We start from the raw sequence: 24,107 nt of genomic DNA on the forward strand, positions 1-24,107 counted from the left end.
GTTGTGCTTGCCAGGATAGAGCGCGTCGAGGGCCGTTGCGGCTGCTGCGCCCCGGGGTGCCGGCCGGCCAGTGGGAGCAAGCTCCGCGCCACCGAAACCCTCTCTGATGAGACTGGCGTGCAGCGGTTGAACCCTGTTCTAAGCTCACAGTCGTAACGTCACTGGCGAGACAGCATCACGCAAAAGGAGCCTGCATGGCTGCGTTCAATTCGAAGTGGAGAGTGGGATTGACCCTGTTGCTGCTGCTTGGCGGCTGCGGGGCGGAAAAGCCCGGGGAAAAGGAGCGCCCGCGGGTGCGCATCCTGGAGGTGCAGAGCAGTGACTTCGCCCCTTCGGTGACCCTGACCGGTGACGTCCAGGCCCGGGTGCAGACCGAACTGTCGTTCCGCGTCGGCGGCAAGATCATCCAGCGCATGGTCGATGTCGGCGATCGGGTTACCGCGCAACAGGTACTGGCCAAGCTCGATCCCAAGGACCTGCAGACCAATGTCGATTCTGCCGCCGCCTCGGTGTTCGCCGAGCAGGCCCGGGTCAAGCAGGCCGGCGCGGCGTTTGTCCGCCAGCAGAAGCTCTTGCCCAAGGGCTACACCAGCCAGAGCGAATACGATTCGGCCCAGGCCGCCCTGCGCAGCAGCCAGAGCGCCCTGAGCGCGGCCCAGGCGCAACTGGCCAACGCCCGCGAGCAACTGAGCTACACCGAGCTGGTGGCCGAGGCTCCGGGGGTGATCACCGCGCGCCAGGCCGAGGTCGGCCAGGTGGTGCAGGCCACGGTGCCGATCTTCAGCCTGGCCCGGGATGGCGAGCGCGATGCGGTGTTCAACGTCTACGAGTCGCTGCTGATGCAGCCACCGGGCCAGGAAACCATTCACATCAGCCTGCTGGACAACCCCAAGGTGACCACCACCGGCAAGGTGCGCGAGGTGACGCCGGTGGTCTCGGCCCAGAGCGGCACGGTGCAGGTCAAGGTGGTGCTCGATTCGTTGCCGGCGGGCATGGACCTGGGCTCGGTGGTCAGCGCCACCGCCCGGGCCCATGGCAAGGCCAGTGTGGTGCTGCCCTGGTCGGCCCTGACCAAGAATCTCAGCGAGCCTGCCGTGTGGCTGGTGGGCGAGGACGGCAAGACGGCCCTGCACACGGTGAAGGTCGGGCGCTACCTCACCGGCAAGGTGATCATCAGCGACGGCCTCAAGGGCGGCGAGAAAGTGGTGGTGGCGGGTGGGCAGTTGCTGCACCCGGGGATGTTCGTGGAGATCGCCTCGCAAACGAGCGACCAGGGAGCACAGCCATGAAGCGCCTGCTGCCGTTGTTGTGTGCCAGCGCCTTGTTGCTGGGCTGCTCCAGGGAAGAGCCGGCGCCGGAGCCGGTGCGCCCGGTGCTGTCGTTCCGGGTGGCGCCCCAGGCCGAGGAAAGCCTGGGGCGTTTTGCCGGCACCATCCAGGCCCGCTACGAGACCAACCTGGGCTTCCGGGTGCCGGGGCGCATTGCCAACCGCAATGTCGATGTCGGTGCCGAAGTGGGCCCCGGGGACTTGCTGGCCACTCTGGACCCCACCGACCAGCAGAACCAGCTGCGGGCCGCCCAGGGCGACCTGGCCAAGGTCGAGGCGCAGTGGATCAACGCCCAGGCCAATGCCCGGCGCCAGCAGGAACTGTTCGATCGCGGCGTGGGCGCCCAGGCGCAACTGGACATCGCCCAGACCGACCTGAAGACCACCGGTGCCTCCCTGGACCAGGCCAAGGCCTCGGTACGCCAGGCCCGGGACCAGCTCAACTACAGCGAACTGCGCAGCGATCACGGCGGCGTGATCACCGCCTGGAACGCCGAGGCCGGGCAGGTGGTGACCGCCGGCCAGCAAGTGGTGACCCTGGCCCGGCCGGAGATCAAGGAAGCGGTGATCGACCTGCCGGCCAGCCTGGTGGACCAGTTGCCGGCCGGTGTGGAATTCAAGGTCGCGGCACAGCTGGATCCGAGCATCAGCACCACCGCCACGGTGCGTGAGATCGAACCCCAGGCCCAGAGTGCAACCCGTACCCGACGCGCCCGCCTGACCCTCAAGGACACGCCCGAGGCCTTTCGCCTGGGCACCGCCATCAGCGTGACCCTGAGCTCGGCCATCGAGCCGCGCACCGAGGTGCCGCTGACCGCCCTGCAAGAGGTGCAGGGCAAGACCCGGATCTGGGTCGTCGACCCCCAGAGCCAGACGGTGGCTCCGCGCGAGGTCACGGTGCTCAGCCGCGACAGCGCTTCGGCGTTGATCAGCCAGGGCGTCAAGTCCGGCGAGCGGGTGGTCAGTGCCGGCGTCAACAGCCTCAAGCCGGGGCAGAAAGTCAAAATCGATGAGGACCGCGCACAATGACGCCCGACAGCAAAGGGAGCTTCAACCTGTCCGAGTGGGCGATCAAGCATCAGTCCTTCGTCTGGTACCTGATGTTCGTTGCGCTGCTGATGGGCGTGTTTTCCTACATGAATTTGGGGCGCGAGGAAGACCCCTCCTTCACCATCAAGACCATGGTCATCCAGACCCGCTGGCCCGGTGCGACCCAGGAAGAAACCCTGAAGCAGGTCACCGACCGCATCGAGAAGAAACTCGAAGAGCTGGACTCGCTCGACTACGTGAAAAGCTACACCCGCCCCGGCGAATCGACGGTTTTCGTCTACCTGCGCGACACCACCAGTGCCAAGGACATTCCCGAGATCTGGTACCAGGTGCGCAAGAAGATCAACGACATCCGCGGCGACTTTCCCCAGGGCCTGCAGGGCCCGGGGTTCAACGATGAGTTCGGCGATGTGTTCGGCTCGATCTACGCCTTCACCGCCGATGGCCTGAGCATGCGCCAGCTGCGCGACTACGTGGAACAGGTACGGGCGCAGATCCGCGAAGTGCCGAACCTGGGCAAGGTGGAGATGGTCGGCGAGCAGGATGAAGTCATCTACCTGAACTTCTCCACCCGCAAGCTGGCGGCCCTGGGCATCGACCAGCGCCAGGTCCTGCAGAGCCTGCAATCGCAGAACGCGGTGACTCCGGCCGGGGTGATCGAGGCTGGGCCGGAGCGCATCTCGGTGCGCACGTCCGGGCAGTTCGCCTCGGAGAAGGACCTGGCCACGGTCAACCTGCGGCTCAACGACCGCTTCTACCGGCTGGCGGACATCGCCGAGATCAGCCGCGGCTATGTCGACCCTTCCACGCCGCTGTTCCGCTTCAATGGCAAGCCGGCCATCGGCCTGGCGATCGCCATGAAGAAGGGCGGCAACATCCAGGACTTCGGCAAGGCCTTGCACGCCCGCATGGACCAGCTCACCGCCGACCTGCCGGTGGGCGTCGGGGTGCACAAGGTTTCCGACCAGGCCGAGGTGGTGGAAGAGGCAGTGGGCGGTTTCACCAGTGCCCTGTTCGAGGCGGTGATCATCGTGCTGGTGGTGAGTTTCATCAGCCTCGGGGTCCGCGCCGGGCTGGTGGTGGCCTGCTCGATTCCGCTGGTGCTGGCCATGGTCTTCGTGTTCATGGAGTACAGCGGCATCACCATGCAGCGGATCTCCCTGGGGGCGCTGATCATCGCCCTGGGGCTGCTGGTGGATGACGCGATGATCACCGTGGAAATGATGGTCACGCGGCTGGAGAAGGGCGAGAGCAAGGAGCAGGCAGCGACCTTCGCCTACACCTCCACCGCCTTTCCCATGCTCACCGGGACCCTGGTGACCGTGGCCGGCTTCGTGCCCATCGGCCTCAACGCCAGTTCTGCCGGTGAGTACACCTTTACCCTGTTCGCGGTGATCGCGGTGGCCATGCTGGTGTCGTGGATAGTCGCGGTGCTGTTTGCCCCGGTGATCGGCATCCACATCCTCAGCACCAACGTCAAACCCCATTCCGATGAGCCGGGGCGCATCGGTCGCGCCTTCAATGGCGGTTTGCTCTGGGCCATGCGCAACCGCTGGTGGGCCATCGGCATCACCGTGCTGCTGTTCGTGGCTTCGGTGTTCTGCATGCGTTTCGTGCAGAACCAGTTCTTCCCGTCATCGGACCGGCCGGAGATCCTCGTTGACCTCAACCTGCCGCAGAACGCTTCGATCAACGAGACCCGCCAGGCCGTGGACCGCCTGGAGGCCACCCTCAAGGACGACCCGGACATCGAGCGCTGGAGCACCTATATCGGCGAGGGCGCGATCCGTTTCTACCTGCCCCTGGACCAGCAATTGCAGAACCCGTACTACGCCCAGCTGGTGATCGTCAGCAAGGGCCTGGAGCAGCGCACGGCCCTGACCCAGCGCTTGCAGAAACGCCTGCGGGAAGATTTCGTCGGCATCGGCAGCTATGTGCAGGCCCTGGAAATGGGCCCGCCGGTGGGGCGGCCGATTCAGTACCGGGTCAGTGGCAAGGACATCGACCAGGTGCGCAAGCACGCCATCGAACTGGCCACCGAGCTGGACAAGAACCCGCACATTGGCGAGATCATCTATGACTGGAACGAGCCCGGCAAAGTGCTGCGCATCGACATCGCCCAGGACAAGGCGCGGCAACTGGGGCTGTCCTCCGAAGACGTGGCGCAGTTGATGAACAGCATCGTCAGCGGCTCCACCGTGACCCAGGTGCATGACGACATCTACCTGATCAACGTGGTCGGTCGCGCCGACGACAACGAGCGCGGCTCCCCGGAAACCCTGCAGAACCTGCAGATCGTCACCCCCAACGGCACTTCGATTCCGCTGCTGGCCTTCGCCACGGTGCGCTACGAACTGGAGCAGCCGCTGGTGTGGCGTCGCGACCGCAAGCCGACCATCACCATCAAGGCCGCGGTGCGCGATGCGATCCAGCCCACCGACCTGGTCAAGCAACTGAAGCCGGACATCGACCATTTCGCCGCGCAACTGCCCGCCGGCTACTCGGTGGCCACCGGTGGCACTGTGGAGGAAAGCGGCAAGGCCCAGGGTCCGATCGCCAAGGTGGTGCCGCTGATGCTGTTCCTGATGGCGACCTTCCTGATGATCCAGCTGCACAGCGTGCAGAAGCTGTTCCTGGTGGCCAGCGTCGCGCCCCTGGGGCTGATCGGCGTGGTCCTGGCCCTGGTGCCCACGGGCACGCCCATGGGCTTTGTGGCGATCCTCGGGATCCTGGCGCTGATCGGCATCATCATCCGCAACTCGGTGATCCTGGTGACCCAGATCGACGAATACGAGCGTGAGGGCTATCACCCCTGGGACGCGGTGCTGGAAGCCACCCACCATCGACGGCGGCCGATCCTGCTGACCGCGGCGGCGGCCAGCCTGGGGATGATCCCGATTGCCCGGGAAGTGTTCTGGGGGCCGATGGCATACGCCATGATCGGCGGCATCATCGTTGCCACCTTGCTCACCCTGCTGTTCCTCCCGGCGCTGTACGTGGCCTGGTACAAGATCAAGGAACCGAGCAAGGACACCGAGCGCACCCGGCCCACGGCCTCGTAGGCGCTGGCTATTTCCGTAGGAGCTGGCTTGCCAGCGAAGAGGCCCGAGAAACAGGCGCCTGACTCGCAAGTGCCTTCGCCGGCAAGCCGGCTCCTACGGGGTATGCGGCGTTGCAGAGGGCGTAGGCCCCCCACGGCCTCGTAGGAGCTGGCGAGCCGGCTCCTCGCAGGGGGATCAGGCCTTGCGCCAGACGCTGGCCAGCCACGGTTGCTGTTCCCGAGGCAGGCCGACGGGGCGGTAGTAGTGTTCCAGTTCGACGAACCCGGCATCCGTCAGCAACGCCTGCCAGGCCGCCAGGTCGTGGTAGGCACCATAGCGCGGGCCGTTCCAGCCTTCCTGGTTGTCACCCCGGGGATTGGAGCTGAACAGTACGCCACCGTCCTTGAGGCTGGCATGCAGTTGCTTGAGCACCCGCGGCAGTTCCTGGCGGGGAATGTGGAACAGCACCGCGTTGGCGAAGATCCCGTCGAAGCGTTCAGCCGGCAGGTCGAGCTTGAGGAAGTCCTGCTGCCAGACCTCGCAGCCGCTGTCTTCCCGGGCCATCTGGGCAAAGCGCTCGCAGCCGTCGAGGCCGACGGCGACATGGCCCAGGCGGGTAAAGGCCTGCAGGTCGCGGCCGGGTCCGCAGCCAAAATCCAGCACGGTGAATGGCGCCGAGCCCTGAATGTGCCGCAGCAGCGCGTCGATGTTCTGGCTGACGTCGTGGTCGCGGGTGCCTTCACGAAAGTCCTCGGCCACCTGCTGGTAGTGGCCGAGGGTGGTGGCGGTGATGCTGTCGAGATCGTCGGGGGCGAGTTTCATGGCGGGTCGCATGGCGTTAAGGGAATGGCCCGAATATACCCCATGCACCCTGTAGCCGCTGCCGAAGGCTGCGAACGGCTCCGCAGGAGACGCCGCTCTTGAGGGCCTCGGAAGGTCCTGCGGACCTTGTCGCAGTCTGCGGCAGCGGCTACACGGGATGCCGCTAGCGCTTGTTCAGCACCCGCGCCAGGCGGTCGCCGCCCAGCTGGATCGCGGCTACCAGAATCACCAGCAGCACGATCACCGTGAGCATGATCTGGCTGTCGAAACGCTGATAACCGTAGCGGTAGGCAATGTCCCCCAGGCCGCCCGCGCCAATCGCCCCGGCCATGGCCGAGGAGTTGATCATGGTCACCAAAGTGATGGTGAAGCCACCAACGATGCCCGGCAGCGCCTCGGGCAGCAGCACGTGCCAGACGATATGCCAGCGCCGGCAACCCATGGCCTGGGCGGCCTCGATCAGGCCGTGGTCGACCTCACGCAGGCTGACTTCGGCGATCCGCGCAAAGAACGGCGTGGCGGCGATGGTCAGCGGCACCACGGCGGCCCACACGCCGTAGGTGGTGCCGACGATCAGCCGGGTAAAGGGGATCAGCGCCACCATCAGGATCAGGAACGGGATCGAGCGGAACAGGTTCACAAAGGCCCCCAGCGCCCGGTTCAGGTTCGGCGCCTCGTAGATCCCGCCCTTGCCGCTGGTGACCAGGATCACCGCCAGGGGAATCCCCGCCAGCAGGGCAATCAGCGAGGACACGCCGACCATCAGCAGGGTGTCGAGGACGCCCTGCAACAAGCGATCAAACCACATAGCCCAGTACCTCCACTTGCTGTGCCCATTGCCCGGCGCGCTGGCGCAGTTGCGCAGCCTCCAGGGACGAGCCCTGGACCGCCAGCAGCAGTTGCCCCAGGGCGTGGCCCTGGATGCGTTCCACGCCGCCTTGCAGCAGGCGTACGCGGCCGCCCAGGGCGCCGAACAGCGCCGCCAGGTCCGGTTCCTCATGGCTGCTGCCGGTGAAGCGCAGGCTCAGCACCAGCGCCGCATCGGAAGACGTCGGATGGCTTTGCAGGCGGTTCTGCAGTTCTTCCGGCAGGCCGTGCTGCAGGGGCGCCAGCAGGGTCTTGCTGACCTCGTGCTGCGGGTTGCCGAAGACTTCCCAGACCGGCCCCTGCTCGACGATGCGCCCGTGCTCCAGTACCACCACCCGGTCGCAGATATCGCGGATCACCGCCATCTCGTGGGTGATCAGGATGATGGTCAGTCCCAGGCGCTGGTTGATCTCTTTCAGCAGGCCGAGGATCGACTGGGTGGTTTCCGGGTCCAGGGCCGAAGTGGCCTCGTCGCACAGCAGGATCTCGGGATCGTGGACCAGGGCCCGGGCGATCCCCACCCGCTGCTTCTGGCCGCCGGACAACTGCGCCGGGTAGGCCCGGTGCTTGTCCTTGAGGCCCACCAGCTCCAGCAGCTCGCGCACCTTGCGCTGGCGCTCGGCCTTGGGTACCCCGGCCACCTTCAGCGGCAGCTCGACGTTGTGCCACACGGTCTTGGCCGACATCAGGTTGAAGTGCTGGAAGATCATGCCGATGCGCCGGCGCAGGGCCACCAGGCGGTCTTCGTCGAAGTCGCCGATGTCCACCTGGTCGATCAGCACCCGGCCGCTGCTGGGCTGCTCCAGGCGGTTGATGGTGCGGATCAGCGACGACTTGCCGGCGCCGCTGCGGCCGATGATGCCGAACACCTCGCCGCGCTGGATCGACAGGTCGATATCGTGCAAGGCCTGCACCGGACCCTGCTGGCCCTGGTAGGTCTTGCCCAGGCCGATAAAGCGCACCTGGGCGCGATTCAGTTCGGGGTGCAGCTCGGTCTGCCCGGCGCGCCGGGGCGCCGCTTCCGGCAGCTTGCGCTGTAGCGTCGCGACACTCATCTCAACCTTCCCAGCCGGCTTGGTAGAGCTTGCCGTGGGCTTTGTCCAGAGCGGCGCGAACGGCAGGCGAGTGCTGGTAGATATCGACGAACTTGATCAGCCGCGGGTCGTTCTTGCTCTTGGGCTGGATCACGAACTGGATCACGTATTCCTTGTGGTCCAGGCCGTCGAACAGCAGCGCCGAGCCGGCATCGAAGGTCTTGGCCAGGCGGATGTAGGCCGGGTAGCCCTGGACCAGGTCAGCGTCGTCATAGGCGCGCACCAGTTGCACGGCTTCGACCTGGAGGATCTTGATCTTCTTCGGGTTGCTGACGATGTCTTCTTCGGTGGCCTTGTAGCCAACGCCCGGCTTGAGGGTGATCAGCCCGGCCTTGGCCAGCAGTTGCAGGCCGCGCCCGCTGTTGATCGGGTCGTTGGCGATGGCCACGCTGGCGCCTTGTGGCAGTTCGTCGAAGCTTTTGTATTTCTTCGAGTACAGGCCGACGTTGTTGATGATGCCCGGGGCGAAGGGCACCAGGTCGAAACCGGCGGCGGCCTTGGCGTTTTCCAGGAACGGGATGTGCTGGAAGTAGTTCACGTCGATATCGCCGGCGGCCAGGCTGACGTTGGGCGCGATCCAGTCGGTGAACTCCACCAGCTCCACTTTCAGGCCCTGCTTGCCGGCCTCTTCCACGGCGGCCTCCAGGGGAATGGCGAAGGCGGCGGTGGTGCCGACCTTGAGCGGCGCGTCGGCGGCGAAGACGGCGCTGCTGAACAGGCCGAGGGCGAGGGCCAGGGCTTTGAGCGGGTGGCGCAGGCGTTTGGTTTTCATAGGGGTCAGGGTCCGAGTCGGGGCCAGGGAATGGGGTGTGGTTGCGGGCCTCTTCGCTGGCTAGCCAGCGCCTACAGTGAGGTGTGCAGGAGCCGGCTTGCCGGCGAAGCGTTTAGCGGCGATAGGCCGCGCCGGTGTGTTGTTCGGGCAGCTTGCAGCCCTGGCGGAAGAGCTTTTCCCGCAGGGTGCCGTCGTCGTAGGTGGTCTTGTAGGAGCCGCGGCGCTGCAGTTCGGGGATCACCAGGTCGATGAAGTCGACGTAGCTTTCCGGGGTGACGATGCGGGTCAGGTTGAAGCCGTCCAGGCCGGTTTCGGCGATCCAGGATTCCAGGTCGTCGGCCACCTGCTGCGGCGAGCCGACCACGGTGAAGTAGCGGCCGCCCAGGGCGTGCTGGTCCAGCAGCTTGCGTCGGGTCCAGTCGTTGTTCTGCAGGTTCTTGGTGGCCGACTGGATGGCATTGCTCTTCACGTACTGGATCGGCTCGTCGATCTCGTACTGGGAAAAATCAATCCCGGTGGACGCGGAAAAATGCGCCACGCCGGCTTCGGCGCTGGCATGGCTGCGGTATTCGGCGTGTTTCTTCCAGGCCAGTTCCTCGGTCTCGCCAACTATCACGTTGAGGCCCATGAACACCTTGATGTCTCCGGGGTTGCGCCCGGCGGCCACGGCGCTGGCGCGGACCTTGTCCACCTGGGCCTTGGTCGCGGCCTTGTTCTGCCCGCTGATGAACACGCACTCGGCGTGGCGCCCAGCGAACAGCAGGCCGCGATCCGAGCTGCCGGCCTGGAACAGCACCGGGGTGCGTTGCGGCGACGGTTCGCACAGGTGGTAACCACTGACCTGGTAGAACTCGCCCTGGTGCTCGACCTTGTGCACTTTTTCCGGCTGGGCATAGATGCGTTGCTCGCGGTCATTGAGGACCGCGTCGTCCTCCCAACTGCCTTCCCAGAGTTTGTACAGCACCTCCAGGTACTCGTCGGCCTGGTCGTAGCGGCGGTCGTGCTCGATCTGCTCCTTGAGCCCCATGGCCTGGGCGGCGCTGTCCAGGTAGCCGGTGACGATGTTCCAGCCGACCCGGCCACGGCTCAGGTGGTCGAGGGTGGAAAGGCGCCGGGCGAACAGGTAGGGCGCCTCGTAGGTGAGGTTGGCGGTGAGGCCGAACCCCAGGTTCTTGGTGACCGCGGCCATGGCCGAGACCAGCAGCAGCGGGTCGTTCACCGGCAGCTGGATCGACTCCTTGAGGGGCACGTCCACCGAATTCTGGTAGACGTCGTAGACCCCGACGATGTCGGCGATGAACAGCCCGTCGAACAGCCCGCGCTCCAGCAACTGGGCCAGCTCGGTCCAGTACTCGAGGGTCTTGTACTGGGTCGAGTTGTCCCGCGGGTGGGTCCACAGGCCGTGGTTGATGTGCCCGACGCAGTTCATGTTGAAGGCGTTGAGCAGGATCTTCTTCTTGGTGGTTTGTGGCGCGGCCATCAGATGGTCCCCCGCAGCGGCGGGTTCTGCTGGTTCAGGTAGTAGTTGCCCACCGCGTGGTACTTCCAGCGCACCGGGTCGTGCAGAGTGTGTACCCGGGCATTGCGCCAGTGGCGGTCCAGGCCATGCTCGGCCAGGGTCGCCTGGCTGCCCGCCAGTTCGAACAGGGTGCTGCCGGCGGCCAGGGAAATTTCCGTGCTCAGGGCGCGGACCTCGGCCACGGCGATGGACGCGGCGGCCACGGTGTCGGCGTTGGTCTGGGTCTGGGCCTTGTCGAGGAATTCACCGGCGCGCTCCAGCAGGGCCTCGGTGGCGTGCAGGCGGATGCTCAGGTGGCCGAAGCTCTTGATGGTCAGCGGGTCGTCGGTGGCCTTGTCGTTGCCGGAGTCGATCCACGGCCGGGTCTTGGTGCGCACAAAGCGCAGGGCGTCTTCATAGGCGGCGCGGGCGATGCCGGTGTCGATGGCGGCGTGGAGGATCTGCGCCAGCGGGCCGACTGGGGTCGGGCGCTCGAAGGCGCTCTGGAACGGCACCACGTCGGCCTCGTCCACCCACACGTTGTCGAATTGCACCGAGCCGCTGCCGGTGGTGCGCTGGCCGAAGCCGCTCCAGTCGTCGATCACGTCCAGGCCCTGGGCGTCGGCGGGGACGAAGGCCAGTTGCTGCACGCCGTGTTCATCCACCACCGAGGTGGGGATGCGCTGGGCGTAGAGGGCGCCGGTGGCGTAGAACTTGCGCCCGTCGATGCGGTAGCCCGGGCCGTTGCTGTCGCGGCTCAGGCGGGTGGTGCGGTCGTGGGCGGTCTTGGTGCCCAGCTCGGCCAGGGCGTTGCCGAAACGCCGGCCGGCCAGGACTTCGGCATACAGCCGCTGCTTCTGCGGCTCGCTGCCATTCACCCGCAGCACTTCCAGGGCGTAGAAATGGTTCTGCGGGATCTGCCCCAGGGAGGCGTCGGCCTCGGCGATCAGGGCGATGACCTTGGCCAGGGTGACGTTGGAAACCCCGGCGCCGCCGTATTCCTTGGGCACGCTGATGCCCCACAGGCCGGAGCGGGAAAAGGCTTCCAGCTCGGGGTGCGGCAGGCGCCGCTCGCGGTCGCGCAGGGCGCTGTCGCGCTTGAAATCTTCCGCCAGGTCGCTGGCGACAATCAGGGCTTGCTCATCGCTGGTGATGACCGCGACGTGTTGGGAAAGAGACATGTGTTTCTCCAGAGATCTGGTCAAAAGCGTTCTGCGCGGTTAAATCCAGGAGTGCCGGGCAGGCAAGGTGCCGTTCAGGTGATAGGTGCCCACGGCGTGGTACTTCCAGCGCACCGGGTCGTGCAGTGTGTGCACCCGGGCGTTGCGCCAGTGACGGTCGAGGTTGAATTCGGCGAGGGTGGCGCGGCTGCCAGCCAGCTCGAAGAGCTTTTCACTGGCCAGCAGCGAGATCTCGGTGGTCAGCACCTTGGCTTCGGCCACGGCGATGGAGGCGCGGGCCGCGGACTCGGCAGTGATCGGCGCCGCGCTGACCTGGTCCAGCACCTGGCCGGCCTTGCGCAGCAGGGCTTCGGCGGCGTGCAGTTCGATCTGCAGCTTGCCGATGTCGGCGATCACATACAGGTCATCGCCGGCCCGCTCGACGTTGGCATCGATCCACGGGCGTGCTCGTTCACGAACGAAACGGATGGCGTCGGCCACGGCTTCCCGGGCGATGCCGGCGTCAATGGCGGCCTGGATCAGCTGGGATACCGCGCCCTGGATATTCGGTGTTTCGTTGATCCGCCAGTTGTCCAGCACCAGCTCGGCGTCCACCCGCACATCGTTGAGCAGGATGGTGCCGCTGGCGGTGGTGCGCTGGCCGAAGCCCGACCAGTCGTCGACGATGCGCAGCCCCGGGGTGCCACGACGGACGAAGGCCAGCACCTGGCGGCCTTCCTCGTTGAGTGCCTTGACCGCCACCCAGTGAGCGAACAGGGCGCCGGTGGAGTAGAACTTCTGGCCATTGATCACGTGGCCGTCGGCGTCGGCGGTGATCCGTGCCTTGAGTTCCAGGGTGTTCTTGGTGCCGCGTTCCGGGCCGGCATTGCCGATGCGCCAGCCTTCCAGGACGCTCTGCAGCAGCTGTTTCTTCTGCCGCTCGGTGCCGCAGCCGAGAATCAGGCCGAGGATGCCGAACTGGTTCTGCGGGATCTGCCCCAGGGCCGGGTCGGCCGCGGAAATGATGGCGAAGACTTCGGCCAGGGTGACGAAGGAAACCTGTGGCCCGCCGTAGGCCCGGGGCACGGAAATACTGCCCAGGCCGCTGCGGGTGAATTGTTCGATCTGCGCCCAGGGCAGCTTGCGCTGGCGGTCGCGCTGGGCGGCCTGCTGGCGGGCCGCGTCGGCCAATTCATGGGCAGCCTGAAGGGCTTCGGCGTCGTTGCGCAGAACCCGAGCGGGCAGCAAAAGGGGAGCGATATCCAGGTCACTTTGGACCTGGGCTTCGATCAGACTGGACATCAGTGCCACTCCTTGGCTGCACGCAATGCCCTGGCGATCTGCACTGGGGTGATTGTGTTCCGGACCATACCTACCTCACATCTTTTGGATAGGCCGCGTCATGCGGCGAAATCAGAATCAAGAATGTCCGGTGGTCCGGTGCATATACCCTATGCGCGTATAAAAATTAAATAAACTAACTTTTAGGAATATGAATAGAAGGGTTGAATCGAAGCCCGCAGGCGTTATGGATCAAGGCCTTAGCGTGCTTCCACGGCTGTGGTTCTCGCGACGAATGTCCCCCAGAACCACCCCGTACCTGCACGTAGGCGCTGGTTTGCCAGCGAAGGCGTCCGCGAGGGCGATGCAGGGCTCGAGGGCCTTTTCGCCGGCAAGCCGGCTCCTACGGGGGAGGGGGCGTGATCTGCTGTAGGAGCTGGCTTGCCAGCGAAGGCGTCCTTGAGGGCGATGCAGGGCTCGAGGGCCTTTTCGCCGGCAAGCCGGCTCCTACGGGGGGAGGGGGCGTGATCTGCTGTAGGAGCTGGCTTGCCAGCGAAGGCGTCCGCGAGGGTGGTGCAAGGCTTGAGGGCCTTTTCGCCGGTAAGCCGGCTCCTACAAGGGGGCGTGGCTTGCGCCGAGGAACTTGCTGAGAAACTGTCGGGTGCGTTCGTGCTGGGGGTTGGCGAACAGCGCCTTGGCTTCGCCCTGTTCGACGATCACCCCCTTGTCGAAGAAGATCACCCGGTTGGCCACGTCCCGGGCAAAGCCCATCTCGTGGGTGACGATGACCATGGTGCGTTTCTCTTCGGCCAGGCTGCGGATGGTGGCCAGTACTTCGCCCACCAGCTCCGGGTCCAGGGCCGAGGTGGGTTCGTCGAACAGGATCACCCGCGGTTCCATGGCCAGGGCCCGGGCAATCGCTACCCGCTGTTGCTGGCCGCCGGACAGGCGCCTGGGGTAGGCATCTTCCTTGCCTGCCAGCCCGACCTTGGCCAGCAGCGCGCGACCCAGGGCGACGGCTTGCTCCCGCGGGGTCTTCTTCACCACCAGCGGGCCTTCGATGACGTTCTCCAGGGCGGTGCGGTGGGGGAACAGGTTGAAGTTCTGGAACACGAAGCCCACTTGCTGGCGCAACTGGCGGATCCGGCCCTGCTGATGGCTCAGGGGGATGCTGCTGTCGATGCTGATGTCACCGATGCGGATGCGGCCGCTGGTGGGTTCTTCGAGAAAATTCAGGCAGCGCAGGAAGGTGGTCTTGCCCGAGCCGCTGGGGCCGATGATGGCGACCACTTCGCCTTCCTTGACCTCCAGGTCGATGCCATTGAGCACCGTCTGGCCCTTGAACTGCTTGGTCAGTTTTTCCACCACGATCATGGCTTCAGGACTCCTGGTCGTGCCGATTGACCCGCTCTTCAAGCCGGTTCTGCAGGTGCGCGAGCACGCTGGCGAGAATCCAGTAGATCAGGGCGGCGGCAAGATACATGGTGAAGATTTCGAAGGTGCGGGCGGTGATCAGCTGCGCCTGGCGGAACAGTTCAGGCACCTGGATGGTGGCGGCCAGGGCCGTATCCTTGACCAGGGAAATGAAGCTGTTGCCCAGCGGCGGCAGGGCCGTGCGCATGGCTTGGGGCAGGATCGCCCGGCGCAGGGTCTGCGCGCGGGTCATGCCGATGCTGGCGGCGGCTTCCCATTGGCCACGCTCGATGGAGCCGATGGCAGCCCTGAGGATTTCACAGGCATAGGCCGCCATGTTCAGGGAGAAACCGATCAGTGCCGCGGGCAGCGGGTCCAGTTCCAGCCCCAGTTGCGGCAGGCCGTAATAGATCACGAAGAGCTGCACCAAGAGCGGCGTGCCGCGAAAGAACGACACGTAGATGCGGGCGATCCAGCTCACCAGGGCCAGGCGCGACAGGCGCATCAAGGCCAGGCCAAAGCCCAGCAGCAGTCCGAAGAACATGCCGCCGAGGCTGAGGATGACCGTGTAGTACGCGCCTTTGAGAAGAAATGGCGCTGATTCCAGCGCCAGTTGCAGGCCTGCTTCCATTATTGGGTGACGTCAGCGTTGAAGTATTTTTCCGAGAGCTTTTTCAGCGTGCCATCGGCCCGCAGTTCCTCGATGGCCTTGTTCACCGCCGCCAACAGCTCAGGTTCGCCCTTGCGCAGGGCCACGCCGGCTTCCTGGCGGGAGAAGGGTTCGCCGGAAACCACCAGGGTGTCCTTGGTTTTCTTGATCAGCTCGAAGGCCGCCAGGCGGTCCACCAGGATGGCTTCGATACGGCCTACGCGCAGGTCCTGGTACTTGGTCGGATCGTCGTCGTAGGTCTTGATGATGGCGGTGGGCACGTTGTCCTTGAGCCACTGCTCGTAGTTGGTGCCCAGGCCCACGCCGACCTTGTGCCCACCCAGGTCGGCGGCGGTCTTGAACTTGCCTTCGTCCTTCTTCTGGGTCAGGGCCTGGATGCCGGAGACGGTATAGGGGATGGAGAAATCGTACTTTTTCTTGCGCTCTTCAGAGATGGTCACCTGGTTCACCACGGCGTCCAGGCGCTTGGACTCCAGGGCGGCGAGAATGCCGTCCCACTTGGTCGGCTGCAGCTTGACCTTGACCCCGAGCTTGTTCGCCAGGGCTTCGGAGAATTCCACCTCGAAGCCGGTCAGCTTGCCGTTTTCGTCCACATAGCTGAACGGTGGGTAGGTGCCTTCCAGGCCGACGTTGATGACTCCGGCATCCTTGATTTTCTGCAGTTGCTCGCCGGCAACCGCTTGCCCCATCAGTCCGGCACCCAAGGCCAGGCCCAGTGTGCCAATCAGCAGATTGCGACGCAGTACGGAAAAATTCATGACAAGCCCCTGTGTGTTTTCTTATGCACGATGCGGGTGGAGTTGCAGGTCAATCGGTGAGGCGCGAACTGTGCTTTATCCTGCCTTAAATGCGCGCGGCGCGTCTCGTGGCAATTGGGCCTGCGGCGCGACTATAAGACGGCATTTATAGGTTTAAAAATAATATAAATTTACTTTGTTATTCCTTTTTGTTTGGTTTTGTTGCGCCACCATCTCCTACAAAAACTTCACGGCACTCAACCCGTAGGAGCTGGCTTGCCAGCGAAGGCGCCGTCGAGGGCGGCGCATGGCTTGCGGCCTGTTCGCCGGCAAGCCGGCTCCTACACAAAACTTCACCTCCTACGAGAAGGCGCCGGCGTAGGCGAACAGGGCCGGGGCGCCGCCGGTGTGCAGGAAAATCAGCGGGCCATCGTCGAAGCGCTGGCGGCCGACCCCGTCCAGCAGGCCGGCCATGGCCTTGCCGGTGTATACCGGGTCCAGCAACAGGCCTTCCTGGCTGGCCAGCAGCTTGACCGCCGCCAGCGTCCCGGCATTGGGTTCACCGTAGCGCGGGGCGAAGTACTCGTCCCACAACTGCACGTTGAAAGCGTCGGGCAGCTTCACTCCCAGCAACTCAGCGGTGCGCTCGGCCAGGCCCTGGACCTTGGGCCGCTGGTCTTCTTCGCTGCGCGACACGGTGACCCCGATCACCGGCAGTTGCGGCAGCACTTCGCTCAAGGCCAGGGCCAGGCCGCTGTGGGTGCCGGCGCTGCCGGAGGCCAGGACCACGGCGGCAAACTCCAGGCCGCTGTCTTCGATCTGCTGCGCCAGCTCCAGGCCGGCGCGCACGTAGCCCAGGGCCCCCAGGGCGTTGGAGCCGCCGATGGGCACCAGGTAGGGTTTCTTGCCGTTGCTGCGCAGGCGCGCGGCCAGGGCGTGCAGTTGCTCGTCGGCCTGGTCGAGGTTTTCCACCAGCTCCACCTTGGCGTCGAACAGGTCCAGCAGCAGGCGGTTGCCATTGCCCAGGTAGTTGGGGTCTTGGGTGCCGGTGGGGTTTTCCAGCAGGGCCACGCAGCCCAGCCCCAACTTGGCGGCCAGGGCTGCGGTCTGGCGCACATGGTTGGACTGGATGGCACCGGCGGTGATCAGGGTGTCGGCGCCCTGGGCCAGGGCATCAGCGGCCAGGTATTCGAGCTTGCGCAGCTTGTTGCCGCCCATGGCCAGGGGGGTGCTGTCGTCACGCTTGACGTAGACATCGCGACCGATCCAGGCCGACAGCCGTTCGAGTTTTTCCAGGGCGGTGGTAGACCTGAGCAGGTCGAGACGGTTAAAGCGGGCGAGCTGTTGTTTGATCATGGGGCCGCACGGAACAGGGAAGGTGCAAGGACTATAGGCAGCCCTTTTTGCCCGGGCAACCGCCAATCGCTTATGCGAAAAAGTGCTTGAAGCCAGACAATTAGTTCTTAAGCGCCGCCGTCGCCGGGCGTAAAGTGATCGCCGTTTGCGCGGCCCGATTGTCCGGCCGCCCGAGTAAGGAGTCTTATCGTGAGCGAGCGTTCCAGCCATTGGCAATTGCAGACCATCGTTGGCCAACTGCGTGATGCCCGTGACCAGTGGCGTACCCGCAACGGTCGGGTCAGCGGCGAGCAGGGCGGGCGTGAGCTGCCGTCGCGGGCGGCCATGGCGGAAATCCTCGAGGCCCTGTGCGGTGCCCTGTTTCCCATGCGCCTGGGGCCGGTGGACCTGCGCGAAGAGAGCGAGGATTTCTACGTGGGCCACACCCTGGACGCGGCGCTCAACGCCTTGCTGGCCCAGGCGCGCCTGGAGCTGCGCTATGTGGCCCGGCAGAGCGGCGAGGCCGATGCTGAAGTCAACGCCCGGGCGATCCGCCTGATCCAGGATTTCGCCCTGGCCCTGCCCGGCCTGCGGGTGCTGCTGGACACCGATGTGCTGGCGGCCTATCACGGCGACCCTGCGGCCCGCAGCGTGGATGAGGTGCTGCTGTGCTACCCCGGCATCCTGGCGGTGATCCACCACCGCCTGGCGCACCATCTGTATCGCGCCGGCCTGCCGCTGCTGGCGCGGATCAGCTCGGAAATCGCCCACTCGGCCACCGGCATCGACATCCACCCGGGTGCGCAGATCGGCCGCAGCTTCTTCATCGACCACGGTACCGGCGTGGTGATCGGCGAGACCGCGATCATCGGCGAGCGGGTGCGCATCTATCAGGCGGTGACCCTGGGCGCCAAGCGCTTCCCGGCGGACGAGGACGGCCAGTTGCAGAAGGGCCACCCGCGCCACCCGATCGTCGAGGACGACGTGGTGATCTACGCCGGCGCGACCATCCTGGGGCGCATCACCATCGGCAAGGGCTCGACCATTGGCGGCAACGTCTGGCTGACCCGCAGCGTGCCGGCCGGCTGCAACCTGACCCAGGCCAACCTGCAGCACGACGACGGCTCGCAGAAGTAGGCGCTGGCTTGTGTAGGCGCTGGCTTGCCAGCGAAGGCGTCTCTGAGAGCGATGCAGGACTTGCCGGCCTATTCGCCGGCAAGCCGGCTCCTACGGAAGAAGGTGTACGCCCGCCTGTTGTAGGCGCTGGCTTGCCAGCGAAGGCGTCCCTGAGGGCGATGCAGGGCTTGCGGGCCTCTTTGCCGGCAAGCTGGCTCCTACGGGAGAGAGGCCGGCCCGGCAAGGGGCTTTTTCTGCTGAACGATTGCGTCCGACACACGTCATACCCTTCCCTGAGCTAGCGTACAAAAGGTACCGCTGAGCCCTGCGATTAGTCCTGAGCCCCCTATCCATGTTTAACTTGAACGCTTGTTCAAGTTAAACCGGTGGTTCGCTGCCCGCTCACAACAGGAGGCTTGCCTTTGCTGAGTCCGTCTATTTCAGCCATGTTTCATCCCTTCGAGGTGCACCGTTCATGAGTGCACCATCCACCTCCGCGAATGCTCTGATTCGCATGAACCCTCCGGTGTTCTACTTCGCCGCGAGCTTTATCCTGATCTTCGGCGTGGTGGTCATTTCCATGCCGGAACAGGCCGGCGCCTGGCTGCTGGCGGCGCAAAACTGGGCGGCCAATACGGTCGGCTGGTACTACATGCTGGCGATGACCCTGTACCTGGTCTTCGTGGTGGTCACCGCCTTGTCCGGCTACGGCAAGATCAAGCTCGGTGCCGACCACGACGAACCCGAGTTCAGTTACCTGTCCTGGGCCGGCATGCTGTTCGCCGCCGGGATCAGCATCACGCTGTTCTTCTTCTGCGTTTCCGAGCCCCTGACCCACATGCTGCAACCGCCCCAGGGCGAGGCCGGCACCGCCGAGGCGGCGCGCCAGGGCATGCAGCTGCTGTTCCTGCACTGGGGCCTGCACGGCTGGGGCGTGTTCGCCTTCGTCGGCATGGCCCTGGCGTACTTCGCCTATCGGCACAACCTGCCGCTGGCCCTGCGTTCGGCGCTGTACCCGCTGATCGGCAAGCGCATCAACGGCCCTATCGGCTACGCGGTGGATGGCTTCGGCATCATCGCCACGGTGTTCGGCCTGGGCGCCGACATGGGCTTTGGCGTACTGCACCTGAACTCCGGCCTCGACTACCTGTTCGGCATCGCCCACACCCAGTGGATCCAGGTTGGCCTGATCACCCTGATGATGGGCGCGGCGATCATTGTCGCGGTGTCCGGGGTCGACAAGGGCGTGCGGGTGATGTCCGACATCAACATGCTGCTGGCGGTGGCGCTGCTGCTGTTCGTGCTGTTCGCCGGGCCCACCCAGCACCTGCTCAACACCCTGATCCAGAACCTGGGCGACTACCTGGGCGCCTTGCCCACCAAGAGCTTCGACGTCTACGCCTACAACAAGCCCAGCGACTGGCTGGGCGGCTGGACGGTGTTCTACTGGGCCTGGTGGATTGCATGGTCGCCGTTCGTGGGCCTGTTCATCGCGCGGATTTCCCGTGGCCGGACCATTCGTGAGTTCGTCTTCGGCGTGCTGTTGATTCCCCTGGGCTTCACCCTGGCGTGGATGTCGATCTTCGGTAACAGCGCCATCGACCAGGTGCTCAACCACGGTATGAGCGCCCTGGGCATGTCGGCCATCGACAACCCGTCGATGACCCTCTACCTGCTGCTGGAAACCTACCCCTGGAGCAAGACCGTGATCGCGGTCACGGTGTTCATCAGCTTCGTGTTCTTCGTCACCTCGGCGGATTCCGGCACCGTGGTGCTCTCGACCCTGTCGGCCAAGGGTGGCAACGCCGATGAGGATGGGCCGAAATGGCTGCGGGTGTTCTGGGGCGCGATGACGGCGCTGGTCACCAGTGCGCTGTTGTTCGCCGGCAGCATCGACTCGCTGAAGTCGGCGGTGGTGCTGACCTCGCTGCCGTTCTCGCTGATCCTGCTGTTGATGATGTGGGGGCTGCACAAGGCGTTCTACCTGGAATCCCAGCGGCGCATCGCCCAGTTGCATTCCCTGGCGCCGGTTGCGCCTTCGCGGCGGGGCAAGGGCGGCTGGCGCCAGCGCCTGAGCCAGGCGGTGCATTTCCCGTCACGGGATGAGGTGTATCGCTTCCTCGACCAGACAGTGCGCCCGGCCATCGAAGAGGTGACCGCGGTGTTCGTCGAGAAGGGCTTGAACGTGGTGACCCAGCCCGACCCGGCCAACGACAGCGTGAGCCTGGAAATCGGCCATGGCGACCAGCACCCGTTCATCTATCAGGTGCAGATGCGCGGTTACTTCACCCCGTCCTTCGCCCGTGGCGGCATGGGGCCCAAGGAGCTGCGCAACCGCCGTTACTACCGGGCCGAGGTGCATCTGGCCGAGGGCAGTCAGGATTACGACCTGATGGGCTACACCAAGGAACAGATCATCAACGACATCCTCGACCAGTACGAACGCCATATGCAGTTCCTGCATCTGGTGCGCTGAGCCGTTCGCTCAGGCCTTGGTGAGCAACAGGTAGAACACCAGGGCCAGCACCGGCACGGCAAACACCAGGCTGCCGACCGCCAGCTCCGAACGCAGGGGCTGGTGGGCGGTGACCATGCCCACCGCACCGTTGATGACCGTCAACGCCAGCCACAGCCCCGAGAAGCCATAGCCCAGGGTCTGGCGGCTGAAACCCAGCCGCTCGCCGATAAACAGCACCAGTGCCAGCAGGATCAGGCCAAAGGTGATGATGATGGTGGTGTGCATGATGGGTACTCCCCGGGAGCCGGTGTGCCGGCGCATGTATCGAGCATAGGCGTCAAACCAGCCCGCCATTGGCTCGCAGGATCTGCCCGTTGACCCAGGCCGCCGCCGGGCTCGCCAGGAAGCTGATGATGCTGGCGATATCCTCCGGCTGCCCCAGGCGTTCCAGGGGCGGCATCCTGGCGAAGCTGGCCACCTGCTCGGCAGTCTTGTCCTTGAGGAACAGTTCGGTGGCCACCGGCCCCGGCGCCACGGCATTGACCGTGATCTGGCGCCCGCGCAGCTCCTTGGCAAACACCTGGGTCAGGGATTCCACCGCCGCCTTGCTGGCGATGTACACCGCGTAGCCCGGCAGGTTGAGGCCGACGGTGCTGCTGGAGAAATTGACGATACGGCCGCCGTCATTCAGGCGCCCGGCGGCTTCGCGCAGGGTGTTGAAGGTACCGCGAGTGTTGATGGCGAAGGTCTGCTCATAGAGCTCGTCGCTGTGCTCGGCCAGGGGCAGCACCTTGAGGATGCCGGCGTTGTTGATCAGCACATCGACCTTGCCCAGTTGGGTCTCGGTCTCTTCGAACAGCCGGCGCACATCGCTGGCGCTGGCCACGTCGGCCTTGACCGCTATGGCCCGGTGCCCGGCCTGGCGCAGTTCCACCACCAGCCGGGAAGCTTCCTCGCTGCTGCTGGCGTAGTTGATCGCCACGGCGTAACCCTCCTTGGCCAACTGGCGGGCGATCACTGCGCCTATGCCTCGGGAGGCTCCGGTGACAATGGCGACTTTTGCGGCTTGAGCGGTCATGGGGTCAGTCCTTCATGGAGGTTGAACGGCTTGTCTGGGCAACAGGTTCACGGATTTACCGTGCTGGATAAATGCGCCAGAGTTGCCTTGACTGTTCAATATTCGCCAACAATCGAGCTTCTGGAGCCTTCTGTGGACCAAGTCAAAGGGATGAAAGTGTTCGTAAGGATCTACGAGCGCAGCAGCTTCACTCTAGCCGCCGATGACCTGAACCTGCCCCGGGCGACCCTGACCCACACCCTCAACCAGTTCGAGGCCTGGCTCGGCACCCGGCTGCTGGAGCGCAGCACCCGCCGGGTACGCCCGACTCTGGATGGCCAGGCCTATTACCCCCGTTGCGTGCAACTGCTGGCGGAGCTGGAAGAGGCTGAACTGGCGTTTCGCACTGTGGAGCCCCATGGGCGCTTGCGGGTGGACATGCACGGCACCCTGGCCAAGCACTTCGTGATCCCGCGGCTGGGGGAGTTCATGCAACGTTATCCACAGATCGAACTGGCCATCAGCGAGGCCGACCACTTTGTCGACCTGGTCGCCGAGGGCGTGGACTGCGTGCTGCGTGCCGGCAACCTGGAAGGCTCCTCGCTGATTGCCCGGCGGGTGGCGAACCTGCAGCAGGTGACCTGCGCCAGCCCCGCCTACCTGGCGCGATACGGCGAACCGCAGAGCCTGGACGAACTCGGCGCGCATCGGGCGGTGAACTACGTTTCGCGTACCGCCACCCGCTCGTTCCCCTTCGAGTTCCTGGTCGAGGGGCAGGTGCGCGAAGTGGCCATCGATGGCGCCTTGTCGGTGTTCGGTGCGCAGATCTACGGCGCCTCGGCCCTGGCGGGGCTGGGGATCATCCAGTGTCCGCGTTATCACGTGGCGCGGCAGATCGAGCAGGGATCGATGCGCGAGATTCTCTGTCACACGCCGCCCCCGGCAATGCCGGTGTCGGTGGTCTACCCCCACAGCCGGCACATGTCGCCGCGGGTGCGGGTGTTTGTCGACTGGCTGGCGCAGGTGTTTACCGAGGCGCATTGACGCCCCCGCTGGCACGCCATGCGCAGGAGCTATGGGCCGCCAGCGAAGGCGGCCGCGAGAGCGATGCCGGACCTGATGGCCTGTTCCCCGGCAAGCCGGCTCCTGCAGGGTGGAGCTATGGGCCGCTGCGCGAGCTCTCTGCCTGAGGGGCGGTGGGCTCAACTGCTTTCGCGCTCGATCAGCCGGCATTGCAGCAGGTTCAGGCGTTGCACCGTGCCTTCCACTGGCAGCACTCCCAGGCTCTCCAGCACCCGGGTCGCGGCCAGTACGCCGATCTGAAGCGCCGGTGGCTGGATGGTGCTCAGGCTGGGCAGCAGCATCTGCGCAAAGGGGTAGTCGCCAAAGCCCAGCACCGCACATTCCTCGGGGATCTTCAGCCCGGCTCGTTGCCCCGCCAGCAGGCCGCCGGCCGCCAGGTTGTCGTTGGCGAAGATGATCGCGTCGGGGCGTTCCGGGCTGCCCATCAGCGCTTCCATGGCCTGTTTGCCGGCCTCGAAGGGCGCGCGGTCGGCATCCGGGGCAAACACCCGGGGCGCCAGCCCCAACTCGGCCAGCGTTGCCAGATAGCCGTCGCGCCGCTCCAGGGCACTGAAGTCTCCGGGGGCGCTGTTCTGCACGAAGGCGATGCGCCGGTAGCCTTTGGCGTGCAGGTGGCGAGCGGCCGTGACCCCTACCTGAAAGTGCGAAAAGCCGATCTGCAGCGGTTGGCGCTGGGGCTGGTAGTCCCAGGTTTCGATCACCGGGATCTCGGTGTCGGCGAGCATCTTTTCCGTGCCCGGGCTATGGAAGTGGCTGGTCAGTACCAGGGCTGCCGGCGACCAGCCAAGAAAGGCCCTTACCGCGCTCTCCTCCTGCCTTGCGTCGAAGTAGCTGGAAGCCAGCAGCAGTTGGTAGCCATGGCGGCTGAGGGTGTCGCTGAAGCCCTGGATGGTCTGGGCGAAAATCGGCCCGGAAATGTTCGGGATGACCATGGCGACAATCCGCCCGCGGGCCGAGGCCAGCCCGCCGGCCACCAGGTTCGGTACATAGCCGAGTTCGGCGACCACCGCGGCGATGCGTTCACGGCGCTCGGGGGAAACACTGTCGGGCTGGTTGAAATAGCGCGAAACGGTGATCGCCGACACCCCGGCCTGGCGCGCCACGGTGTTCAGGGTTACGCGGCCGGCGCCGCGGCGCTTGCGGCCAGGCGCTTGGTCAGAGCTCATGAGCGCATTCCTTTGGCTGAACAAAAAGGCATATAAAAGTAATTTTTCAGTATTGGACGCTCTATCAGGAGCCTGTCGATACTGGCGATGTTAGCGCTAACAAAGCGCCATGTCTGCTACTCGCTCGAGCGAATGCCCAAGACAGTTTTCAGGCGCTGCC

General features: G+C 65.2%; 20 protein-coding genes. 6 read left to right on the forward strand and 14 right to left on the reverse strand.

Annotation, left to right across the window (positions count from 1 at the left end):
• The first annotated feature begins 194 nt into the window (after positions 1-194).
• From KI242_RS01235 to KI242_RS01245, 3 genes are read left to right on the forward strand one after another with little or no spacing between them, the layout of a single operon-like run.
• Positions 195-1,289 carry an efflux RND transporter periplasmic adaptor subunit gene (locus tag KI242_RS01235; protein WP_212805848.1) on the forward strand — a complete coding sequence of 365 codons (1,095 nt, stop codon included), beginning with the start codon at positions 195-197 and terminating at the stop codon, positions 1,287-1,289.
• Positions 1,286-2,356, forward strand: coding sequence for an efflux RND transporter periplasmic adaptor subunit (locus tag KI242_RS01240; protein ID WP_019095356.1), 1,071 nt, complete (start codon positions 1,286-1,288; stop codon positions 2,354-2,356). Before KI242_RS01235 ends, KI242_RS01240 begins: the two co-directional genes overlap by 4 nt.
• Positions 2,353-5,439: an efflux RND transporter permease subunit gene (locus KI242_RS01245; protein ID WP_015633736.1), complete on the forward strand. Its 3,087-nt coding sequence runs from the start codon at positions 2,353-2,355 to the stop codon at positions 5,437-5,439. Before KI242_RS01240 ends, KI242_RS01245 begins: the two co-directional genes overlap by 4 nt.
• A gap of 174 nt (positions 5,440-5,613) precedes the next feature.
• Here KI242_RS01245 and KI242_RS01250 read toward each other — a convergent pair whose 3' ends face one another.
• From KI242_RS01250 to KI242_RS01300, 11 genes are all read right to left on the reverse strand, one after another.
• Complete coding sequence (locus KI242_RS01250; RefSeq protein ID WP_212805849.1) at positions 5,614-6,240, reverse strand: class I SAM-dependent methyltransferase; 627 nt, start codon at positions 6,238-6,240, stop codon at positions 5,614-5,616.
• Between the two features lie 163 nt (positions 6,241-6,403).
• Complete coding sequence (locus KI242_RS01255; RefSeq protein ID WP_047300926.1) at positions 6,404-7,048, reverse strand: methionine ABC transporter permease; 645 nt, start codon at positions 7,046-7,048, stop codon at positions 6,404-6,406.
• Entirely contained in the window at positions 7,038-8,162 is a 1,125-nt protein-coding gene (locus KI242_RS01260) for an ATP-binding cassette domain-containing protein (RefSeq protein ID WP_123473120.1), read from the reverse strand. Before KI242_RS01260 ends, KI242_RS01255 begins: the two co-directional genes overlap by 11 nt.
• A 1-nt stretch (position 8,163) precedes the next feature.
• A complete protein-coding gene (locus KI242_RS01265; RefSeq protein ID WP_123473119.1) occupies positions 8,164-8,973 on the reverse strand; it encodes a MetQ/NlpA family ABC transporter substrate-binding protein in 810 nt (269 codons plus the stop codon).
• Between the two features lie 112 nt (positions 8,974-9,085).
• Positions 9,086-10,453 (reverse strand): LLM class flavin-dependent oxidoreductase, encoded by a 1,368-nt coding sequence (locus KI242_RS01270; protein ID WP_212805850.1) that lies wholly within the window; start codon positions 10,451-10,453, stop codon positions 9,086-9,088.
• Positions 10,453-11,652, reverse strand: coding sequence for an SfnB family sulfur acquisition oxidoreductase (locus KI242_RS01275; protein ID WP_103290581.1), 1,200 nt, complete (start codon positions 11,650-11,652; stop codon positions 10,453-10,455). Before KI242_RS01275 ends, KI242_RS01270 begins: the two co-directional genes overlap by 1 nt.
• A gap of 39 nt (positions 11,653-11,691) precedes the next feature.
• Positions 11,692-12,933 carry an SfnB family sulfur acquisition oxidoreductase gene (locus tag KI242_RS01280; RefSeq protein ID WP_053148467.1) on the reverse strand — a complete coding sequence of 414 codons (1,242 nt, stop codon included), beginning with the start codon at positions 12,931-12,933 and terminating at the stop codon, positions 11,692-11,694.
• Between the two features lie 591 nt (positions 12,934-13,524).
• Positions 13,525-14,286, reverse strand: a complete 762-nt coding sequence (tcyN, locus tag KI242_RS01285) for an L-cystine ABC transporter ATP-binding protein TcyN (RefSeq protein ID WP_011058626.1) — start codon at positions 14,284-14,286, stop codon at positions 13,525-13,527.
• A gap of 4 nt (positions 14,287-14,290) precedes the next feature.
• Positions 14,291-14,956 carry a cystine ABC transporter permease gene (gene tcyL / locus KI242_RS01290; RefSeq protein WP_015633746.1) on the reverse strand — a complete coding sequence of 222 codons (666 nt, stop codon included), beginning with the start codon at positions 14,954-14,956 and terminating at the stop codon, positions 14,291-14,293.
• A complete protein-coding gene (gene tcyJ / locus KI242_RS01295; protein ID WP_011058628.1) occupies positions 14,956-15,753 on the reverse strand; it encodes a cystine ABC transporter substrate-binding protein in 798 nt (265 codons plus the stop codon). The genes tcyL and tcyJ overlap by 1 nt, the downstream gene beginning before the upstream one ends.
• Positions 15,754-16,092: 339 nt before the next feature.
• Entirely contained in the window at positions 16,093-17,088 is a 996-nt protein-coding gene (locus tag KI242_RS01300) for a D-cysteine desulfhydrase (RefSeq protein WP_011058629.1), read from the reverse strand.
• Between the two features lie 189 nt (positions 17,089-17,277).
• On the opposite strand from KI242_RS01300, the gene epsC reads away from it, so the two are divergent.
• Both epsC and betT read left to right on the forward strand, forming a co-directional pair.
• Positions 17,278-18,204, forward strand: a complete 927-nt coding sequence (gene epsC, locus KI242_RS01305) for a serine O-acetyltransferase EpsC (protein WP_011058630.1) — start codon at positions 17,278-17,280, stop codon at positions 18,202-18,204.
• Positions 18,205-18,697: 493 nt separating this feature from the next.
• Positions 18,698-20,659 (forward strand): choline transporter BetT, encoded by a 1,962-nt coding sequence (gene betT, locus KI242_RS01310; RefSeq protein WP_161466434.1) that lies wholly within the window; start codon positions 18,698-18,700, stop codon positions 20,657-20,659.
• Positions 20,660-20,668: 9 nt separating this feature from the next.
• Here betT and KI242_RS01315 read toward each other — a convergent pair whose 3' ends face one another.
• Both KI242_RS01315 and KI242_RS01320 read right to left on the reverse strand, forming a co-directional pair.
• Positions 20,669-20,926, reverse strand: coding sequence for a hypothetical protein (locus KI242_RS01315; protein WP_015633747.1), 258 nt, complete (start codon positions 20,924-20,926; stop codon positions 20,669-20,671).
• Positions 20,927-20,978: 52 nt separating this feature from the next.
• Entirely contained in the window at positions 20,979-21,719 is a 741-nt protein-coding gene (locus tag KI242_RS01320) for an SDR family oxidoreductase (RefSeq protein WP_019094920.1), read from the reverse strand.
• Between the two features lie 132 nt (positions 21,720-21,851).
• Here KI242_RS01320 and KI242_RS01325 point away from each other — a divergent pair, with 132 nt between their 5' ends.
• A complete protein-coding gene (locus KI242_RS01325; protein ID WP_011058633.1) occupies positions 21,852-22,742 on the forward strand; it encodes a LysR family transcriptional regulator in 891 nt (296 codons plus the stop codon).
• Positions 22,743-22,900: 158 nt separating this feature from the next.
• On the opposite strand, the gene KI242_RS01330 is transcribed toward KI242_RS01325, so the two are convergent.
• Positions 22,901-23,947, reverse strand: coding sequence for a LacI family DNA-binding transcriptional regulator (locus tag KI242_RS01330; protein WP_072452148.1), 1,047 nt, complete (start codon positions 23,945-23,947; stop codon positions 22,901-22,903).
• Positions 23,948-24,107 lie beyond the last annotated feature (160 nt).

Source organism: Pseudomonas sp. Eqa60 (genome assembly GCF_018326405.1).
In the GTDB taxonomy this organism is placed as follows: Bacteria; Pseudomonadota; Gammaproteobacteria; order Pseudomonadales; family Pseudomonadaceae; genus Aquipseudomonas; species Aquipseudomonas protegens.

What these genes read in the sequence shown, in the direction of transcription:
- KI242_RS01235 (WP_212805848.1), top strand. Translation starts at nt 195, where the DNA reads ATGGCTGCGTTCAATTCGAAGTGGAGAGTGGGATTGACCCTGTTGCTG.
- KI242_RS01240 (WP_019095356.1), top strand. Translation starts at nt 1,286, where the DNA reads ATGAAGCGCCTGCTGCCGTTGTTGTGTGCCAGCGCCTTGTTGCTGGGC.
- KI242_RS01245 (WP_015633736.1), top strand. Translation starts at nt 2,353, where the DNA reads ATGACGCCCGACAGCAAAGGGAGCTTCAACCTGTCCGAGTGGGCGATC.
- KI242_RS01250 (WP_212805849.1), bottom strand. Translation starts at nt 6,240, where the DNA reads ATGAAACTCGCCCCCGACGATCTCGACAGCATCACCGCCACCACCCTC.
- KI242_RS01255 (WP_047300926.1), bottom strand. Translation starts at nt 7,048, where the DNA reads ATGTGGTTTGATCGCTTGTTGCAGGGCGTCCTCGACACCCTGCTGATG.
- KI242_RS01260 (WP_123473120.1), bottom strand. Translation starts at nt 8,162, where the DNA reads ATGAGTGTCGCGACGCTACAGCGCAAGCTGCCGGAAGCGGCGCCCCGG.
- KI242_RS01265 (WP_123473119.1), bottom strand. Translation starts at nt 8,973, where the DNA reads ATGAAAACCAAACGCCTGCGCCACCCGCTCAAAGCCCTGGCCCTCGCC.
- KI242_RS01270 (WP_212805850.1), bottom strand. Translation starts at nt 10,453, where the DNA reads ATGGCCGCGCCACAAACCACCAAGAAGAAGATCCTGCTCAACGCCTTC.
- KI242_RS01275 (WP_103290581.1), bottom strand. Translation starts at nt 11,652, where the DNA reads ATGTCTCTTTCCCAACACGTCGCGGTCATCACCAGCGATGAGCAAGCC.
- KI242_RS01280 (WP_053148467.1), bottom strand. Translation starts at nt 12,933, where the DNA reads ATGTCCAGTCTGATCGAAGCCCAGGTCCAAAGTGACCTGGATATCGCT.
- tcyN (WP_011058626.1), bottom strand. Translation starts at nt 14,286, where the DNA reads ATGATCGTGGTGGAAAAACTGACCAAGCAGTTCAAGGGCCAGACGGTG.
- tcyL (WP_015633746.1), bottom strand. Translation starts at nt 14,956, where the DNA reads ATGGAAGCAGGCCTGCAACTGGCGCTGGAATCAGCGCCATTTCTTCTC.
- tcyJ (WP_011058628.1), bottom strand. Translation starts at nt 15,753, where the DNA reads ATGAATTTTTCCGTACTGCGTCGCAATCTGCTGATTGGCACACTGGGC.
- KI242_RS01300 (WP_011058629.1), bottom strand. Translation starts at nt 17,088, where the DNA reads ATGATCAAACAACAGCTCGCCCGCTTTAACCGTCTCGACCTGCTCAGG.
- betT (WP_161466434.1), top strand. Translation starts at nt 18,698, where the DNA reads ATGAACCCTCCGGTGTTCTACTTCGCCGCGAGCTTTATCCTGATCTTC.
- KI242_RS01315 (WP_015633747.1), bottom strand. Translation starts at nt 20,926, where the DNA reads ATGCACACCACCATCATCATCACCTTTGGCCTGATCCTGCTGGCACTG.
- KI242_RS01320 (WP_019094920.1), bottom strand. Translation starts at nt 21,719, where the DNA reads ATGACCGCTCAAGCCGCAAAAGTCGCCATTGTCACCGGAGCCTCCCGA.
- KI242_RS01330 (WP_072452148.1), bottom strand. Translation starts at nt 23,947, where the DNA reads ATGAGCTCTGACCAAGCGCCTGGCCGCAAGCGCCGCGGCGCCGGCCGC.